A 16704-nucleotide genomic window follows, 5' to 3' on the forward strand; every position below is an offset into this window, starting at 1 on the left:
ATTTTAAAGCACCGATTGTGAAGTTGGATAAAATATGTGTAATCGGTAATTAGAAAACTACGGATTCGGCGGCATAGTAACGTTTCTTGCCGTCCTGTTTATCATTAGTCTTATTAAACTCAGTAAAAAAATAAATTGGGTCTACTGAGAAAATTAATGAAAATTGGTAAAGTGTATCTACATGTATATTGACTTCACCATTTTCATAGCGTGATAAGTGCTGCTGGCTGATCCCCATCAGCTTACTGAGCTTTTTACCACTCATTCCATGAATATCTCTCAACTCCCTTATTTTTAGACCGACAGATTTTGATATTATTTTTTCCATATCTTTAACTCCTAGATATAGTTATTATGAGAGTTACTTATAGGTTATATTTGGATATATAAAATATATCGAAAGAATTATTTATGATTGATGTCTAATAAGGCTTGAATATCAATATTAAAATAATTCGCATATTGTCCTAATCTATCTAAATTAATTCTATTAATCCCCCTTTCATAGCGTGATTGCTGTTGTTCGCTAATGCCAATAATATTGGCGAGTTCCCTTAATGTGATTCCATTCATTTTTCGATAATAAATGATTTTACTACCTACCATTGTAGATATGGGATAGTTTTTATTCATATTGAGCCTTTTGATGAGTAAATTGGTTAATGAAAATAAATTAATCTTAATTAGATATATTTAAAAATCTAATAAACTCAATATAGTCATCAAATTAGCACTAATCTTTATGTGAAACTAGAGCTTTATAATAATAGATGAAAATTTTTAAGGAGTAATTCCTTAATTCTAAAATATATTGCTTTTATTTATTATCATTATCTGACAGTCTATTAATGTGTTGTCTAATATTTTCAGATTCAAATTCACTAATATTAAAAAAACTAATCAAACTGACATTAAATATTTCAGCATACTGATTAAGGCGATCTAAATTAATACGATTAATTCCGCGCTCATAGCGAGATTGTTGTTGTTCACTGACTTTGATTATTCTGGCTATATCATAGAGTGACATGCCACTCATTTTTCTATAATAGGTAATTTTTCTGCCAATAATTCGAGATACAGTATAATATTTAGGCATTATTAACTCCTTTTTTCATTACCTAATACGAGCCTTGCTTTATGGATATATTAATGTGAACTCTAAATGGCTCTTAAAATTCCCTAATGTAAACATGGGTTGAAGGCTGACTATTCTTGCAGATAACGGAATTTCGGCACTTTTTGTGGCGCTATTGATAACAACATCTATAGTACTGCCATTTTTTAGAGTGGCTTTATTGTTCGTCTGTGCTAAATGAAGCAGGCTACCCGTAGAACTGCCTGTATTCACAAAATAGCTATTATTAGTGTTATCAGGTGTACCACCAACACTGAATTTGGCATTTTTTGTTGAAACAGGGCAATCAACCAATTTGATAGAAAAATCGACCCATGGGCTTTGCGCAGGGTTGCGATAATTCCAACGGTTTATCTTACCTAACTCTACGTTATAACTGGTATTTTCAACTTTGCAGGGCATAACCACGACATTACCATGCACATAGATATTGACGTTTTCTGCCATCACTGGCAGGGCGCACAATCCAAGTAAACTGAATAATATTCTTTTCATAATCAGCCTGTTATAAATAGGTAATGGTGGCGGTAATATTGGTGGATAAAGTGCCAGCGGTACCATTACCGAGGGAAGAGAATGCCCGTGTGCGTAGAGGTATGCTTACTAGTGCTTGCCCATTAGTGGGGACGGTTAGTACTTTGTTATTGCCCAATGGCGTTGTTCCAGCTCCATTCTGCAGCTGGATGGCAATATTGGTAGCGGTGCCGCTATTTTTATATAAGCTCGCGACATCGGCACTATCTGCGCTCCCTGAAAAAGTTAGCTTCACGCTATTAATAAATGAAGAGCAGTTTTTTAATTCGATAGTGAAAGGTTTCCAGCTTGATGCTTTAGTTCCACTATAAAAAGTATCCAAAGGAATTGTAGTGAGATCGACACTCTGATTATTTCCTGCGGATAAACTGCAAGTTGCTGCCTTAATATTACCGGTAAAATTCAATTTAACGGTACTTGTTGAATAAGCAAATAAAGGTATTCCTGTCGCACTTAGGAATAAAAAAAGTAATGTATTTTTTTTCATTTTAAACCTCTATTCATAACGAATATTAACCGTCGCATTGGCATTGGCTGTACCCGGTGTGATTGCTGCTGCAGTTTTAATATAGCGAGCTTTCCAACCGAAAATATAATCTGTTTGGGTTACACCATCTTGCTGAGTAAATTTTTGATTTAATGCAATAGGCGTTCCAGCATTATTTAATAATTGAATTGCAATACCTTTAGCACTATTTGTACCGACTAAACCTAATCGCCCATTTGCGGCATTATCAATTGTATCTGAGGTGACGGTAACTTTAATATTTGTGCCTGTTGCACACGTTAAAGCGATCGGAATATTTACAGGTGTACTAAAAGAACCTATATTAGGAAACTGTGTATCATACCAGTCATTCATATTAATATTGTAAGTTGATTGATTGTTTTTTAACGAGCAACTCACTACGGCAATACGATAATTACTTGCAAAACTCAGTGTTGCACCTAAAAAACGGGTGCTTGTTTTCGTATTATATTGTGTCAAATTTGCAATTTGGCCACTTCTAATAGTACCAGAGCTGGCAATTACTCCTGTTTTTAATATCTCAACCTCCCAACTTTTAGGTCCAGGTATCATCCAAGAGGTTGATGTTGTAATCGAATTCGTGGGAATATAATCAGGCACACTAGTACTATTAAATTTAATTCTAACGCCCACCCCTGGAATATTGGTAGCAACAATTTTACTTGAGTTCGCTGTCCAATTGTTAACATAGTAAAGATCTAAATACCCACCACAATCACGAGCATGTTCTTTTGCAAAATAATAATCACTGGTAAATGCCTCAATATATTGCTTGTCTAATACATAATTATTAGCAAGTGTATTGTCATACTGCACATAAATAGTCTTATCACGTATATTATGATGGGCAGTATAAGTACCTTCAAGGCATTCGGCGTAGGATGTATAAGAATAAAAAAATAGACACCCTAATAATAAAGCTAATTTGTATACTGTTTTATTCATTATGATGTTCCATATTATCTACAAGTTGTTTTAGTTTTATATAAACCCATATAATTCGAAACACCGGCTAGATTATAATCAACCTGGCACTGTTGTTTATCGTTATATTGAATAATAAAATGACCGCTTTCAGCTAAGCCGGATAAATATAATTCGCCATCATTACCGACTAAACCATTTAATTGACCGTTATCTTTAAAGATGGCTTGTGCACCAAATGGAACTGGTTTACCGTCAGCAAAGCTAAGGAAGGTGCGAATAAGTCCGAGATGTGAGATCATCGTATTGTAACCTGAACCCAGAATGAGTAACCGGATGAGCCAGCAACTGACTTTTGCCGATAGTGAGTTTTCCAGTAAACGCCGCCAGACCCGCAAAGAAGTTTTCCTTGGCAGAATGGATGACTTGCTTCCCTGGGACAAATTACTTGGCGTTATCGAGCCTGTGTATCCCAAGGCCGGTAATGGTCGCAGGCCCTATCCGCTGGAAACCATGCTGCGTATTCACTGCATGCAGCAATGGTACAACCTGAGCGATGAGGCCATGGAAGATGCCCTCTATGAAATCGCCTCCATGCGCCAATTTGCTCGCCTGTCACTGGATAAAGCCATTCCAGACCGCACTACCATCATGAATTTCCGGCATTTGCTGGAGCAGCATGAACTGGCCCGCAAAATCTTCAGTACCGTTAATCACTGGCTAGCAGAGTGTGGCGTTCTAATGACCCAGGGCACCTTGGTGGATGCCACCATCATTCAAGCCCCCAGCTCTACCAAAAACAAACACAACAGCCGTGATGAAGACATGCACCAGACCAAGAAAGGTAACCAGTGGTACTTCGGCATGAAAGCGCACATTGGCGTGGACGCCAAAAGTGGCCTGACCCACAGTCTGGTGACCACGGCGGCTAACGAGCACGACCTCAATCAGGTTGGCAAGTTACTGCATGGCGATGAAGAGTTTATCTCAGCCGATGCTGGTTATCAGGGGGCCGAAAAGCGCGATGAGCTCAGCGATGTCAGCGCAGACTGGCTTATCGCCAAGCGTCCCGGCAAAGTGAATGCATTGAAGCAACACCCGCGCAAGAACAAGCTGGCCATCCGTTACGAATACCTGAAAGCGAGTATCCGAGCGAAGGTTGAGCATCCATTTCGGATAGTAAAATGTCAGTTTGGTTTCGTCAAAGCCAGGTACAAGGGGCTGGCTAAAAATGACAGTCAACTGGCGATGTTATTCACCCTGGCGAACCTGGTTCGAGTTGACCAATTGATACGGGCACAGGCGAGATCTACCTGAAATGAGGAAATTGGCCTGAAACAGGGCCAAAATCAGCCACGAAGAGACGATTTTGGGCTGAAAATTGGAAAATTGAGCCACAGGACGTCGATAAAGGACGGTTTGGGGCGTCATATCGGGAGCTGCGGACCACTTAATCGCAGCTTCCCTAATTACCATAATGACACGATACCCCACATTGGCATTGAAGCTGGCTTTTGCAATCGCTCCACGGCTTGGTGCTACATTTTGAGTAGTTAACTCCATCTCGGTATTATCTGGGAGCTTACTGGTATCAATTTGAATTCCGTTACTGCGATAAGCGGTGATATAAGGCACTAAGGCATAGCCTTGACCGTTAGTTTGAATGCCAGTTTGATTCAAAATCGGGACACTGGCTGCATCAGGGATTTCCACCAAGGCAACAGTTTCACCAAGCTGTTGACCAAGCACCACACCACCTGAATGAGCGACTACACTGCCGCTAGCACCATAGTAAAGATTGTAATTATTCGTGCTGTAACCCGTACCGCCTGAAACTTCCCCATACTGCCCACGGTAGCTGGCATTTAAATTACCGGAAGTCCCTGAGTTTCGAGTTGAAAAATTCTGCTGGGCACTCCAATTCAAACGGTTATCCAATTGCGTTGCCGAAATTCCCATACTGCCAGAAGACCCATTGCTACTACTGTTTGTACCGTTGAGGTTGTAATAGAAGGTGCTGTCAAACGCACTGAATGGCACGCTCACGGTAAAGGCAAATTGGTGGTCATTATCTTTATTACGACCATCGTAGCTATTTGGGTTGGTATTCTTGTTATAGCTATAGTTCACCCCGTAGCTAATATCGTTCCAGTTATTGTTATAGCCAATGGTTGTGGATTGAGTTTTACGATCACTATTCCAATAATCTTCGCTTACAAAGCCAACGGATAAGGAGCCCCAGCCTTCGCCTAGACTTTGGCTAAGGGTAATTTCCCCGCGGTTACGGCGGCGCTCATACAGTGCTGTAAAGGTTTCTTTTCTATAACCATCAAAAACTTCCGCTAAGCTATAAAAACCTTTTGTGGAGTAACGATAGCCCGCAAGGGCGATGTTTGTACCAATATCATTCAGGTTTTTGTTATAACGAAAACGGTAGGATTGCCCGCTTTCTTTGTCTCCGTTGCTTAGCGTAGAGCTTGCGTGAGTCACATCAATTGATAGTGCTCCAAAACGCCCTAAATTTTGCCCTGAGCCGATGGAATAAGCCTGATATTTATCACTAACTTGGCTACCACCAAACAGAGTAACTCCCCAAGGAAGCCCGTAAGTTAGTGCCAATTGTGCAAAGGTTTTTTTATCTACATTACTGTCATAGCTACGGTATTGCCCGCCTGTCACGCTATAAGACAGATAGCCTTCACGCTGCAAAACAGGTAAAGAAGCAAAGGGGATAATTTGATACTGTTCACTACCGTTGGCTTCTTTTATCGTAACGTGTAAGTCTCCACTCCCTCCTGTAGGGTAGAGGTCATTAATTTCAAATGGACCTGCTGCTACATCTGTTTGGTAAATGGTGTAACCGTTTTGGCGAATAGTGATCTGTGCATTACTGCGGGCGATACCGCGTACCACGGGGGCATACCCGCGCAAGCTTTCTGGATTCATATCATCATCCGTGGCAAGCTGCACGCCTCGAAATGGCACACTGTCAAAAATATTTGAGGGTGACGTACTATCCCCAAGTATTAACTGGCTTTTTATCGCATTGATATTGCGACTTAAATAGGTATACACCGTATCCCATTTATTACGTTGCCTGTTGTTACTTTGCCACGTGGTGTAGTTACGCAGACGCCATGGCCCGATATTTAAACCCGGGCGCAGGTTGACATAGTTAGAATTGCTGCTGTTTTTATCGTTTTTACGATCGGTATTACGAGAGCCATTGTAACTGTAATTAAGTAACAGGGCATTCACACCATCATCGATCTCTGCTAAATCCACATAACCACGCGGGTTCATATTTAACGCAATTTGCGGAATGCTTAAATAGAGGCGCTGAGAGCCAAATTCAAACTCACTTTTTGCATCAGGAATCGCAGATAAATTAATGCATTGGTTATCTGCGATTTGTAACTCAGGGTATTCTCTAACTTTAACTCCTACGTCTTTGAGATCTGAGAGGGTTAAGCAAGGCTTGAGCTCATTGTTTTGATTGGTAGAAAAATTTATGTGTTTTGAGCCAATCAAGCTCTTATTAATGTAGATATCGACGTAGTATTGCCCTGGTAACTGCTCATTACGTTCAAATTGCTCTAAGTTCACCGATTCTTTATTGGGAAGCTCAAGGAACTCTGGGTCAAAATAGGTTTCTGGCTCAGCTGAGGACGTTGCAATATAGCCTAAGGCAATAAATAGGCTAAGGCATATGTTATTTATTTTCATAGATAAACCTAATTACCATTAAGGCTATATTTTTATTTCTGCTAGATTATTAGCTGAGCCATAATCATTAATCACTTCCCACTTAATAGTACCGTTTAATTCAGGGCTATTAATGGTGAAGGACTTTCTTGAAAATGGCGCGACATATGAAATGTCATCTGCTTTCTTGCCATTAAAACTGATATTCTGAAAATTCATATAATAGGGTGTCGGATTTTCAACGGTGATAGATTTACTATCTTTTGACCATTTTAATTTTTTCTGCTCTTCCAAAAAATCTACTTTGCTTATTGCTTGAGGACGATAAATTAATTTCATCTGCGTTTTAAAAGCAATTTTCAATGAATTTTCAGATTTCTTTTCTGTTGCAGGGATTGTTTTTATATTTAGCCAAAATAAAGACTCTCTATCTTTAGGTAGTGTATTTTGAGTTAAAAAAATACGTAGAGTATTGGTTTTTTCTTGGTTTAAACGAAAAAGTGGTGGCGTAATAGTAAAGTCCGTTTGCTTGCCTTCATTGGCATTTTCAATCCATGACTGAATTAGATAAGGAATATTATCTGGATTTTCTACACTAATGCTCACGTCTTTTTTCCCTTCAGGATAAATTACGCGTGTACCACCAATAATGACGCCAGCATTAGCGGTATTGAAAAGTGTAAAAAGAAAGATAAAAAAAACGGTTATTGATTTCATATAGCCACCACTGAGTTATAACAAAATAAATCATTAAGGCTTATATCCATATAAACCTTCATTTAAAACTAGTTGTAATTAATTGTGAATGTTGCCGTTGAGTTTGCTAAACCAGCACTGACAGCATCAGACATCGCGATATAACGTGCGGTAAAATCTAAATTATTTACAACCGTTTCTTTAAGCGCATATTGGCTAGATGCTGTATATAAAGGAACGGTGAGCCCTTTAGTATCATGAATCTGGATACCAACGCCTTTAGCAATACCTGCTGTACCGGCATTAGTTAATTGCAGAACATTACTGTCACCATCATAAGATACGCCATCAAATTTTACGGTTGCAGTGGTCACTGCAGCCGGGCAGTTTGTTAATTGAATAGAAAATTTGGTTGCAGCGGCTGTGCTACCTGTACTTGGTAATGACGTTTTAGAAACTTTGCCTAAGTTAACTTGAATAGCATCAGAACCTGTTGCTAACTGGCATGCGTTATCTATAATTTCACCGGTGAAATTAATATCGCCATCTTTTGCAAAACTATTGGCAGAAATTAATAAGGTGCTAGTTGCAATTAAAGATGCAATAACCTGTTTTTTCATTTTTACTCTCCGAACCTAAATTCGATATTAGATATTATTGGGGAATTATATTGATTTGTTGTCTTACACAAACCGAGAGTATTTTGTGACTATTTTTATAAATAAACAAGGTGGGTTGAATTTAGCTAAACATAATAAAAATATAAATCTAAAGTAAGTAATTATTAATTTAACTCAGCATGCGTTAGTTTAAAGTTTAAATGCTATGGATTTTTATATTTTTTTGTTTTAGGTAATATGGTTATGAGGTAAAATAACGATATAAAACTAAAAATAATTATTTGATGATTTTAAACTATAAACTATCTCGCATATGGAGATTATTTAAATTTAAAGTTTGAAATAAGGCTGGTTTTTTTTAAAACCATATCCAATGCGTATTATCTAAAAAGGAGTGTAAGTCTAATTATTCTTAAATTAATAGTCTAAATAAGTGTGTGTGCGGTTTTTTTACTCTAAAAAGATAATGATATGAGCTCCATCATTAAACCGGTGTATTTTTTCGTCTTAAGAAAATGTAAACATGTGAATATTAATTGCTGCTATTAAAGAGACTTTAATAGCAGGTTGACTTAAAATCGATCATTCATAGCGAATATTAACGGTAGCAGTCGAGTTCGCAGTACCTGGTGTAACTTTTGCGGCTGTTTTTACGTAGCGGGCTTTCCAGTTGAAAAGATAATCACCGCTAGCGACATTATTTTGTAAGCTATTTTTAGTGTTGAGTCGTATCGGTGAGTTATTTCTATCAAGTAATTGTATGCCAATGCCAGTGGCAGAACCTGTTCCTGATAGTTTAATTTTTCCTGTTGCGGTGTCTACATAGCCTGCGCTGCTCGTAACTGTTGTTTTGATATTTGTACCCGCAGCACAGCTTAGTGTGATAGGGATATTTACACTTGTGCTCACATCCCCAATATTTTTAAATTGGGTATCGTATCGATCGCCAAGGTTAATCGTATAGTTACTAGACTTCGTGGCGCATTTAGCAACATTAATATTAATGGCATTCGCTGGTATATTGAGTGTAGACAAGTTCCAGTTAGCGTGATTCGGATTATTTTGGATTAATCGAGCCACATTACCGGCTTTTAAACTACCAGACTGGGTAACTGCACCTGTTTTTCTGATAATCATTGTCCATTGAGGAGCGACGATTGTCCAAGGCAGACGCCCTTGAACAGGGTAGCGACTGTAGACATTAATGCTGCCTATTGCAGTAGCGATTATTTCGACACTAATACCGGGAACATTGGTTGCCGCAACCTTATTAGCATTAGGGACCCAACCATTAACATAGCTGGCATAAAGGCGAGCTTGCCCACATTGTCCATTTTTCCCGGAATAGGTGTTAATATCACCGTTGGCAAATGTCACAATAAACCGACCAAGTTCTTTAGATGAAGCATCATCATATTGAAGGGTATATGTTCTGGTCGGTACATTAACGGTAATGTTATTCAATCTAGGATTTTGAATACATGCAGCAAAGGAAAACCCAGAATAGATAAAGAGACACATAGTAAAAGAAGCTTTTCTTAAATTAAATTGCATGTTTGCTCCCGATTAAGGTTATGAAGAATAACAAGTAGAAAATGTAGATATTGATATTGGCAGATCATTTTCTACCAATATCTAGCTAGTTATTTATATAAAGAAAAATTCTGCTCTGGTGATAAAAGCAATTCTGCTTTTAATAAATTATCCTTATCTTTTTTATCATTGTTAAATGAAAAATCATGAGGTTCAGAAAAATCACTCATTATTTCCTGAATATCAAGTTCTAATATCTGTGAAATAGAGTAAAGAGTATCAACATGAATTCTCATTTCGCCTAATTCATGGCGAGATTGATGTTGCTGACTAATACCCAACAACTTACTCAGTTGTTGGATACTCATATTGCGATCTTTCCTCAGTGTTCGAATACGGGCACCGACAATTTTAGATGTATTATTTTTCATCATAATGACCAATAGCGATTAAGTAGAAATACTATGCATTTAGCGATCTGCTAAGTTCCTTTTTTATTTTTTCCTTTTCATGCTCATTAAATAAAAAGAATTCATTAATATTAATGTTGAAATAAGTAGCATATTGCTTGAGTCGGTCAATTGATATTCGATTTTTTCCTCTTTCATAGCGCAGCTGTTGCTGCTCACTAATTCCAATCATTTTAGCTACTGAAAGTAGGGATAAACCTTTTTCTTTGCGTAATTTTTTTATTTTATATCCAATAACTGCTGAGACCGGATAGTTATTTTCCATTTTTAACCTCTTTCTACTATTTGTAATTGTTAATTGACTTAACAAAAGACAAATGAATACCATTACCTCAAAGATATATCTATCAGGTATCTATCTTGACATCTTGACTTATATCACCTCAATTAAAGTTATTTATTCTATATGGAGGTTCATAATTAAAATTTCAATTAGTGAACATTATCCTTGTATAATAAACAATTAAATATCTCAATCTGATAATTGAATTAAGAACATTATTAAAAATACTTAATGATAAATAAGTGTAAAATCGAGGTGGCTTTTAAAAGATCCCCCTGTCATTCCTGATCCATATCCTGCCATTCTAGCGGATAAGGGAATTTCAACTGTGCGAGTTTGGGTGTTAACTGATGCGGTAACTTGCTCTCCATTTTTTACTGTTACTTTGTTTGCGCCATAAGCTAAATTTAAAGCTACATTTTTGGCACTGCCATTATTAATAAAGTAATTAGCATTTACTGCATCAGGTGTACCGTTGATTACCATAATTGCTTCTTTGGTATCCACGGGACAATTTTTTAATTTAATCGTGAAATTTACCCAAGGAGATACCTGGGTATCTCGAATATTCCACACATTGACTTTTTTTAAGTCTACGATGTAGTTAGCTTTTTCGAGTTCACAGGGGCGTGCAGTGATGTAACCATGCACATGGATATTGGCGACTTGTGCCAATACAGTGAGAGGGAAAACGAAAAGCAATAATGAGAGTGCAATTTTTTTCATTATTCTCATCCTTATAAATACGTAATGGTGGCCGTAATATTGGCAGACACGGTACCTGCGCTGGCATTACCGATTGCACTATATGCTCGGGTTCTTAAAGGAATGCTGAGACTGTTTTTTCCCGCTAATGGTACCCGTAAAACTTTTTGATTTCCTAGTGGTGTTGCTCCATCACCGCTTTCAAGTTGTACTGCGATATTTTGGGCGGTACCCATGTTTTTATATAAGTTATTTATATTATTGGTATCGGAAGTTCCACTAAATGTGAGGACTATCTGATTCACATAGGAAGAGCAGTTATTCATATCGATATTAAATAGCTTCCAGTCTGATCCGCTTTGAGGTAAATTAAAAAGATCAGCGGGCATGTTTTTTAAATCAATATCAATATTATTACCTCCAGAGATATTACAGGTAGCTGCTTTTATATTTCCTCTAAAATTAAGTGTCACTGTACTTGCAGAAAAAGCATCTAAGCTGATGAATAGGCTATTCGCTAAGAATAAAGGGAGTATTAAATTTTTCATTATTTTTTCCTATTCATACCGAATATTAACAGTGGCTGTTGAGTTCGCACTTCCAGGGGTAATTGTGCTATCTGTTTTTATATAGCGAGCTTTCCAATTAAACATGTAATCCCCTGCGGGAACACTATTTTGTAAACTATTCATGGTATTTAGTTTTATTGGGGCATTATTTTTATCTAATAATTGAATTGCCACACCTGTTGCTTTATCCGCACCAGATAATGCTAATTTTCCTGTATTGATATCGACGTAACCAGCGGAACTGGTTACGTTGGCTTTAATATTAGCCCCTGCCATGCAAGTTAAGGTAATGGGAATATCCACGGAGGTGCTTGTATCCCCAATATTTGCAAATTGTGTGTCATACCAGTCACCTAGCTCAATATTATAAACAGACTGACTATTTTTTAGTGAACAGCTAAGTACGTTAATTCTAACGGTATTTGCAGGCATATTTAATGCAGTTAAATACCAGGTAGAGCTAGGTGTCGTATTCGTTTGTGTTAAACGAGCGATCATTCCTGAACGGATATAGCCTGAAGAAGTAATCTGACCCGTTTTTTTAAAAGTGATATGCCAGGTTGTATCATAAATGATCCAACCTAATAGCCCTGCACCTGGAGGACCAAACCGACGATTAAAATTACCCCCAATTCCACCTGTAGCGACGGTAATACCAACCCCAGGTATATTACTGGGTGCTATATAACTCGCATTTGGGCTCCAGTTATTGACGAAAGTCCCATTTAAATATGAGGCTCCACACTCTCCATTTGAAGCAGAATATGTAGTAGTTGAAGAGGAGGATAAATAAGTAATATTTATAGAGCCTAAATCTCTAACGGAGGTATCATCATATTGGACAGTAAATGTTCTAGCAGGAACAAACGCTTGGATATTATTAAATCCAGGGTTTTGAATACAAGCTGAATAACTATATCCAGAACATGTAATTAATAAACTGAACACTATTTTTTTCATTTTAGCTACCTTTTACTGGCAAGCCGCAGCTGTTTTATATAATCCCAAATAATTGGATACACCTGCCAAGTTATAATTAACCTGACACTGCTGTTTATCGTTATATTGAATAATAAAACTGCCACTTTCGGCTAAACCAGATAAATAAATTTCACCGTCATTACCAACCATGCCATTTAATTGGTTGTTATCTTTAAATATGGCTTGAGCACCGAAGGGTACTGGCTTCCCATCAGCAAATTTCAGTTCCATCATGGCGCGATAACCCACATTAGCAGCAAAACTGGCCTTAACGAGAGCACCGCGGCTTGGAGCGACCGTTTGGCTGGTTAATTCCATTTCGGTATTATCAGGCAATGCAGAAGTATCAATATCAACCACATTTTTACGGTACGCTGTGACATAAGGCACTAAGGCATAACCTTGATTGTTGGTTAAAACCCCCGCTTGGTTAAGAATCGGCACATTTCCCGCTTCTGGAATATCTACGATGGCAGCGGTTTCCCCTAATTGTTGACCAAGGACAACCCCACCTGAATGGGCGACAAAGCTACCATTAGCGCCATAATAAAGGTTGTAATTATCTTTGCTGTAGCTACTTCCCCCAGAAACTTCGCCGTATTGACCTTTGTAGGAAGCGTTCATATTCCCAGATGAACCTTGCCCTTGAGTGGTATATCCTTGTTGAATGCTCCAATTAAGACGATTATCCAATTGACTCGCAGATAGCCCCATGTTTCCAGAATTTGGGCCATTACTGCTGCTATTCGTATTGAGGTTGTAGTAAAAAGTACTGTCAAACAGATTAATAGGAATACTGATGTTGAGTGCCAATTGATGGTCATCTTCATTTTGACCTTGGCTATTTCCATTATAGGCATACGTGTTGGTATCACGGTTATAGGTGTAATTAATTCCATAACTGATGCCTTGCCAGCTGTTGCTGTATCCTAGCGTTGCCGATTGGGTTTTTTTATCACTATTCCAATAGTCTTCATTCACATATCCTATCGATATTGAACCATTATTTTCCCCTAAGTTTTGGCTGAGCGTAATTTCTCCGCGATTACGACGTCGTTCAATTTCTGGGGTATAGTGAGTATCTCGGAAGGTATCAAAAACTTCCGACAAACTATAAAAGCCCTTGGTGGAATAACGATAGCCAGCGAGTGCAATGTTAGTTCCAATATCATTCAAGTTTTTGTTATATCGGAATCGATAAGATTGCCCTTGCTCCTTGGTATCATCGACAAACGTGGAGCTTGCATGAGTCACGTCAACGGATAGCGCACCAAATTGCCCAAGGTTTTGCCCTGCACCTAGAGAATAAGATTGATATTTTTCACTGATCTGGCTTCCCCCATAAGCGGTTATCCCATAAGGAAGACCATAAATTAACGTGAATTGACCAAAGTGAGTTTTATCCACATGGCTATCATAAGAGCGATATTGTCCACCAGTCACACTGTAAGAAAGATAACCCTCACGTTGTAGTACAGGCAGGGAAGCAAATGGCACAATTTGATATTGTTCGCTACCATTCGATTCTTTGATAGTGACGTGAAGATCACCACTGCCACCAGTAGGGTACAGATCACTGATTTCAAAGGGACCAGCAGCCACATCAGTCTGGTAAATGGTATAGCCATTCTGGCGGATCGTAATTTGGGCGTTACTGCGAGCAATGCCTCGAACTACCGGCGCATAACCGCGTAGACTTTCTGGGTACATATCATCATCTGTGGCTAACTGTGCACCTCGAAATGGCACGCTATCAAAAACCATCGATGGTGATACGCTGTCCCCAAGTGTCAGCTGGCTTTTAATGCTATTAATACCGCGGGAAGCATAGGTATATACCGTATCCCATTTATTGGGTTGGCCATCATTACTTGACCAAGTGGTATAGTTCCGTAGGCGCCAAGCCCCTATATTTAAGCCAGGTCTTAAATTCACATAGTTTGAAGTGGTATCGGAGCCACCTTTTTTGCGATCATAATTTTTAGTGCCGCTATAACTGTAATTTAGAATTAGTGCATTAATTCCATTATCAATATTTTCTAAGTTGACATAGCCACGAGGGTTTTTATCTAAAGCGATTTGTGGGATGCTCAAATACAGGCGTTGTGAATCAAATTCAAAATCACTTTTGGAATCCGGTATCGCGGCTAAATTCACACAGCCAGTACCAGTATTTTGTAATTCAGGGTACTCAGCCGTTTTTACGCCGAAATCGGTTAAATCAGCCAGAGATAAACAGGGTATTAATTTGTTATGATTATTTTTATCAAAGTTTAATTTCTTTGCGCCAATTAAGTTAGAATTAACATAAATATCTACATAGTAACTCCCTGCTAATTGTTCATTATTTTCAAATTGAGTTAAATCAACGGCATCTTTATTCGGCAGTTCTAAAAAATCAGGGTCGAAGTATACATTATTATCTGTATTATCTTCCGCATGCAGTGAAACCGTATAGCCTAGATATAAAAATAGGCCAAAGCATATTTTATTAATTTTCATTGGAATGTGACCTACAATTATATTTTTATATTTTTATTTCAGAGGGTTTTTCTGCAGCACCATAGTCATTAATAACTTCCCATTTAACTGTTCCACTAGTTGTCATATCATCAACTTCAAATGTTGTTGTCGTTAGTGGGGCGGCATAGGAAACATCATTAACTTTTTTCCCATTAAAAGTAATGCTTTGAAAATTCATATAATAAGGTGTAGGGTTTTTAACCGAAAGTGTTTTCCCCGATTTTGACCAAGTTAATTTTTTTTGTTCTTCTTCAAAATTAACATTTTTAAAAACTGAAGGGCGATAAATTAGCTTCATCTGGGTTTTAAACGCAATTTGTAATGAGTTTTCTGTACGTTCAGTCGCCGGAATAGTCTTTATATTTAGCCAAAATAAAGACTCTTTATCTTGAGGAAGTTTGTTTTCGGTTAAAAAAATCCGCAGCGCATTGGTCTTTTCTGGATTTAATCTAAATAATGGTGGTGTGATAGTGAAATCAGACTGTTTTTTTTCATCAATACCATCTATCCAAGATTGGATTAAGTAAGGGATTTTATCTGGATTTTCAACAGAAATACTCACATCTTTATTCCCTTCAGGATAAATAACACGAGTTCCACCAATAATAACACCAGCATAAGCGGTATTAATCAGTGTAAATAAAGATATAAGAGAATAAACAATAAATTTCATATTACCACCATTGAATAAATATTAAGGCTTAATTCCGTTTAAACCTTAATAACTAATTAGTTATAATTAATTGTAAATGTTGCGTTTGCGTTTGCTAAACCCACACCAACGTTAGCTGTCTGAGCAATATAACGAGCTCTAAAATCTAAGTTATTTTCAACTCCATCTTTTAAAGGGTAAGCCTTAGATGCAGTAAATAGAGGAATAACTGTGTTCACATCATCAGTGATTTGGATACCAACGCCCGTAGCAACACCGGATTGTCCTGCATCTTTTAATTCAATAACGCTATCATCACCAGGGTAAGAGGTTGCATCAAATTTTACGGATGCTGATGTTACCGTTGTTGGGCAGTTAATTAATTTAATAGTAAATTTTGTAGCAGCAGCAGTACTTCCTGCACTTGGTAATGCTTTTTTAGAAACTTTACCTAAGTTAACTTTTAGTGCATCAGAACCCGAAGCTAATTCACATGCTTGATCAGTGATCTCACCTGTAAAATCAATTGTTCCATCTGCAGCTAATGCACTATTTACAGCAAAAATAGAAGACGCAGCAATTAATGATGCCAGTAAATTCTTTTTCATTTATTTTCTCCGAGAGATATTTTTTTGAAAATTGAGTTTCATTAAAATAATGACTTACTCAATTAACGGATATTTTGACTTTTATTTTAATTTTAAACAAGTTTGTGTATTTTTAGATTTAAAATTCGATTTCATCTTTGTTTTTTTATTTATATTTTAAATTCACTATAGAGGTTGGATTTTTATATAGGTTATCGCGGTAAAATAAAATATTAATAATTTGATTTGTTAATG

19 protein-coding genes and 1 pseudogene are annotated in these 16704 nt (G+C 37.5%); 1 reads left to right on the forward strand and 19 read right to left on the reverse strand.

Going from position 1 to position 16704, the window contains the following annotated elements:
• Positions 1-49: 49 nt before the first annotated feature.
• The 7 genes and pseudogenes from H0913_RS01360 to H0913_RS01390 form a co-directional block, all read right to left on the reverse strand.
• Positions 50-328, reverse strand: a complete 279-nt coding sequence (locus H0913_RS01360) for a helix-turn-helix domain-containing protein (protein WP_154638573.1) — start codon at positions 326-328, stop codon at positions 50-52.
• Between the two features lie 77 nt (positions 329-405).
• Positions 406-633, reverse strand: a complete 228-nt coding sequence (locus tag H0913_RS01365; protein WP_154638574.1) for a helix-turn-helix domain-containing protein — start codon at positions 631-633, stop codon at positions 406-408.
• A 184-nt stretch (positions 634-817) separates the two neighbouring features.
• The gene (locus H0913_RS01370; protein WP_154638575.1) at positions 818-1099 is read right to left on the reverse strand and encodes a helix-turn-helix domain-containing protein; all 282 of its coding nucleotides are present in this window, start codon (positions 1097-1099) and stop codon (positions 818-820) included.
• Positions 1100-1138: 39 nt separating this feature from the next.
• A complete protein-coding gene (locus tag H0913_RS01375) occupies positions 1139-1633 on the reverse strand; it encodes a fimbrial protein (protein ID WP_181477851.1) in 495 nt (164 codons plus the stop codon).
• Between the two features lie 10 nt (positions 1634-1643).
• Positions 1644-2159, reverse strand: a complete 516-nt coding sequence (locus H0913_RS01380; RefSeq protein WP_154638577.1) for a fimbrial protein — start codon at positions 2157-2159, stop codon at positions 1644-1646.
• A gap of 9 nt (positions 2160-2168) precedes the next feature.
• Positions 2169-3146 (reverse strand): fimbrial protein, encoded by a 978-nt coding sequence (locus H0913_RS01385; protein ID WP_181477852.1) that lies wholly within the window; start codon positions 3144-3146, stop codon positions 2169-2171.
• Between the two features lie 14 nt (positions 3147-3160).
• Positions 3161-3394: pseudogene (locus H0913_RS01390) on the reverse strand (FimD/PapC C-terminal domain-containing protein); the annotation flags it as partial.
• Positions 3395-3461: 67 nt separating this feature from the next.
• Here H0913_RS01390 and H0913_RS01395 point away from each other — a divergent pair.
• Entirely contained in the window at positions 3462-4442 is a 981-nt protein-coding gene (locus H0913_RS01395) for an IS5-like element ISEc68 family transposase (RefSeq protein WP_000082736.1), read from the forward strand.
• Here H0913_RS01395 and H0913_RS01400 read toward each other — a convergent pair.
• The 12 genes from H0913_RS01400 to H0913_RS01455 all read right to left on the reverse strand — a co-directional run bounded on the left by H0913_RS01400 (position 4377) and on the right by H0913_RS01455 (position 16470).
• Complete coding sequence (locus H0913_RS01400) at positions 4377-6851, reverse strand: fimbria/pilus outer membrane usher protein (protein WP_232368810.1); 2475 nt, start codon at positions 6849-6851, stop codon at positions 4377-4379. The two genes, H0913_RS01395 and H0913_RS01400, sit on opposite strands and share 66 nt — an antisense overlap.
• 24 nt (positions 6852-6875) lie before the next feature.
• Complete coding sequence (locus tag H0913_RS01405) at positions 6876-7547, reverse strand: molecular chaperone (RefSeq protein ID WP_181477854.1); 672 nt, start codon at positions 7545-7547, stop codon at positions 6876-6878.
• A 68-nt stretch (positions 7548-7615) separates the two neighbouring features.
• Positions 7616-8146 (reverse strand): fimbrial protein, encoded by a 531-nt coding sequence (locus H0913_RS01410; protein ID WP_154638581.1) that lies wholly within the window; start codon positions 8144-8146, stop codon positions 7616-7618.
• A gap of 582 nt (positions 8147-8728) precedes the next feature.
• The gene (locus H0913_RS01415; protein ID WP_181477855.1) at positions 8729-9700 is read right to left on the reverse strand and encodes a fimbrial protein; all 972 of its coding nucleotides are present in this window, start codon (positions 9698-9700) and stop codon (positions 8729-8731) included.
• An 89-nt stretch (positions 9701-9789) separates the two neighbouring features.
• Positions 9790-10047: a helix-turn-helix domain-containing protein gene (locus H0913_RS01420; protein ID WP_232368811.1), complete on the reverse strand. Its 258-nt coding sequence runs from the start codon at positions 10045-10047 to the stop codon at positions 9790-9792.
• 94 nt (positions 10048-10141) lie between these two features.
• Positions 10142-10414: a helix-turn-helix domain-containing protein gene (locus H0913_RS01425; RefSeq protein ID WP_181477856.1), complete on the reverse strand. Its 273-nt coding sequence runs from the start codon at positions 10412-10414 to the stop codon at positions 10142-10144.
• A gap of 246 nt (positions 10415-10660) precedes the next feature.
• Positions 10661-11158 (reverse strand): fimbrial protein, encoded by a 498-nt coding sequence (locus H0913_RS01430; RefSeq protein WP_420720234.1) that lies wholly within the window; start codon positions 11156-11158, stop codon positions 10661-10663.
• A gap of 11 nt (positions 11159-11169) precedes the next feature.
• The gene (locus H0913_RS01435; protein WP_181477858.1) at positions 11170-11685 is read right to left on the reverse strand and encodes a fimbrial protein; all 516 of its coding nucleotides are present in this window, start codon (positions 11683-11685) and stop codon (positions 11170-11172) included.
• A 9-nt stretch (positions 11686-11694) separates the two neighbouring features.
• Positions 11695-12666: a fimbrial protein gene (locus H0913_RS01440; protein WP_181477859.1), complete on the reverse strand. Its 972-nt coding sequence runs from the start codon at positions 12664-12666 to the stop codon at positions 11695-11697.
• Positions 12667-12678: 12 nt separating this feature from the next.
• Positions 12679-15189 (reverse strand): fimbria/pilus outer membrane usher protein, encoded by a 2511-nt coding sequence (locus H0913_RS01445; RefSeq protein WP_181477860.1) that lies wholly within the window; start codon positions 15187-15189, stop codon positions 12679-12681.
• A gap of 25 nt (positions 15190-15214) precedes the next feature.
• On the reverse strand, positions 15215-15883 hold the full coding sequence (locus tag H0913_RS01450; protein ID WP_181477861.1) for a molecular chaperone: 669 nt from the start codon (positions 15881-15883) through the stop codon (positions 15215-15217).
• A gap of 56 nt (positions 15884-15939) precedes the next feature.
• Positions 15940-16470: a fimbrial protein gene (locus H0913_RS01455; protein WP_181477862.1), complete on the reverse strand. Its 531-nt coding sequence runs from the start codon at positions 16468-16470 to the stop codon at positions 15940-15942.
• Between the last annotated feature and the right edge of the window lie 234 nt (positions 16471-16704).

The sequence above is a fragment of the Providencia rettgeri genome, assembly GCF_013702265.1.
Taxonomy (GTDB): Bacteria; Pseudomonadota; Gammaproteobacteria; order Enterobacterales; family Enterobacteriaceae; genus Providencia; species Providencia zhijiangensis.

Bases quoted from the DNA above. Each gene is read 5' to 3' on its own strand.
- H0913_RS01360 (WP_154638573.1), bottom strand. From the start codon at position 328: ATGGAAAAAATAATATCAAAATCTGTCGGTCTAAAAATAAGGGAGTTG.
- H0913_RS01365 (WP_154638574.1), bottom strand. From the start codon at position 633: ATGAATAAAAACTATCCCATATCTACAATGGTAGGTAGTAAAATCATT.
- H0913_RS01370 (WP_154638575.1), bottom strand. From the start codon at position 1,099: ATGCCTAAATATTATACTGTATCTCGAATTATTGGCAGAAAAATTACC.
- H0913_RS01375 (WP_181477851.1), bottom strand. From the start codon at position 1,633: ATGAAAAGAATATTATTCAGTTTACTTGGATTGTGCGCCCTGCCAGTG.
- H0913_RS01380 (WP_154638577.1), bottom strand. From the start codon at position 2,159: ATGAAAAAAAATACATTACTTTTTTTATTCCTAAGTGCGACAGGAATA.
- H0913_RS01385 (WP_181477852.1), bottom strand. From the start codon at position 3,146: ATGAATAAAACAGTATACAAATTAGCTTTATTATTAGGGTGTCTATTT.
- H0913_RS01395 (WP_000082736.1), top strand. From the start codon at position 3,462: ATGAGCCAGCAACTGACTTTTGCCGATAGTGAGTTTTCCAGTAAACGC.
- H0913_RS01400 (WP_232368810.1), bottom strand. From the start codon at position 6,851: ATGAAAATAAATAACATATGCCTTAGCCTATTTATTGCCTTAGGCTAT.
- H0913_RS01405 (WP_181477854.1), bottom strand. From the start codon at position 7,547: ATGAAATCAATAACCGTTTTTTTTATCTTTCTTTTTACACTTTTCAAT.
- H0913_RS01410 (WP_154638581.1), bottom strand. From the start codon at position 8,146: ATGAAAAAACAGGTTATTGCATCTTTAATTGCAACTAGCACCTTATTA.
- H0913_RS01415 (WP_181477855.1), bottom strand. From the start codon at position 9,700: ATGCAATTTAATTTAAGAAAAGCTTCTTTTACTATGTGTCTCTTTATC.
- H0913_RS01420 (WP_232368811.1), bottom strand. From the start codon at position 10,047: ATGAGTATCCAACAACTGAGTAAGTTGTTGGGTATTAGTCAGCAACAT.
- H0913_RS01425 (WP_181477856.1), bottom strand. From the start codon at position 10,414: ATGGAAAATAACTATCCGGTCTCAGCAGTTATTGGATATAAAATAAAA.
- H0913_RS01430 (WP_420720234.1), bottom strand. From the start codon at position 11,158: ATGAAAAAAATTGCACTCTCATTATTGCTTTTCGTTTTCCCTCTCACT.
- H0913_RS01435 (WP_181477858.1), bottom strand. From the start codon at position 11,685: ATGAAAAATTTAATACTCCCTTTATTCTTAGCGAATAGCCTATTCATC.
- H0913_RS01440 (WP_181477859.1), bottom strand. From the start codon at position 12,666: ATGAAAAAAATAGTGTTCAGTTTATTAATTACATGTTCTGGATATAGT.
- H0913_RS01445 (WP_181477860.1), bottom strand. From the start codon at position 15,189: ATGAAAATTAATAAAATATGCTTTGGCCTATTTTTATATCTAGGCTAT.
- H0913_RS01450 (WP_181477861.1), bottom strand. From the start codon at position 15,883: ATGAAATTTATTGTTTATTCTCTTATATCTTTATTTACACTGATTAAT.
- H0913_RS01455 (WP_181477862.1), bottom strand. From the start codon at position 16,470: ATGAAAAAGAATTTACTGGCATCATTAATTGCTGCGTCTTCTATTTTT.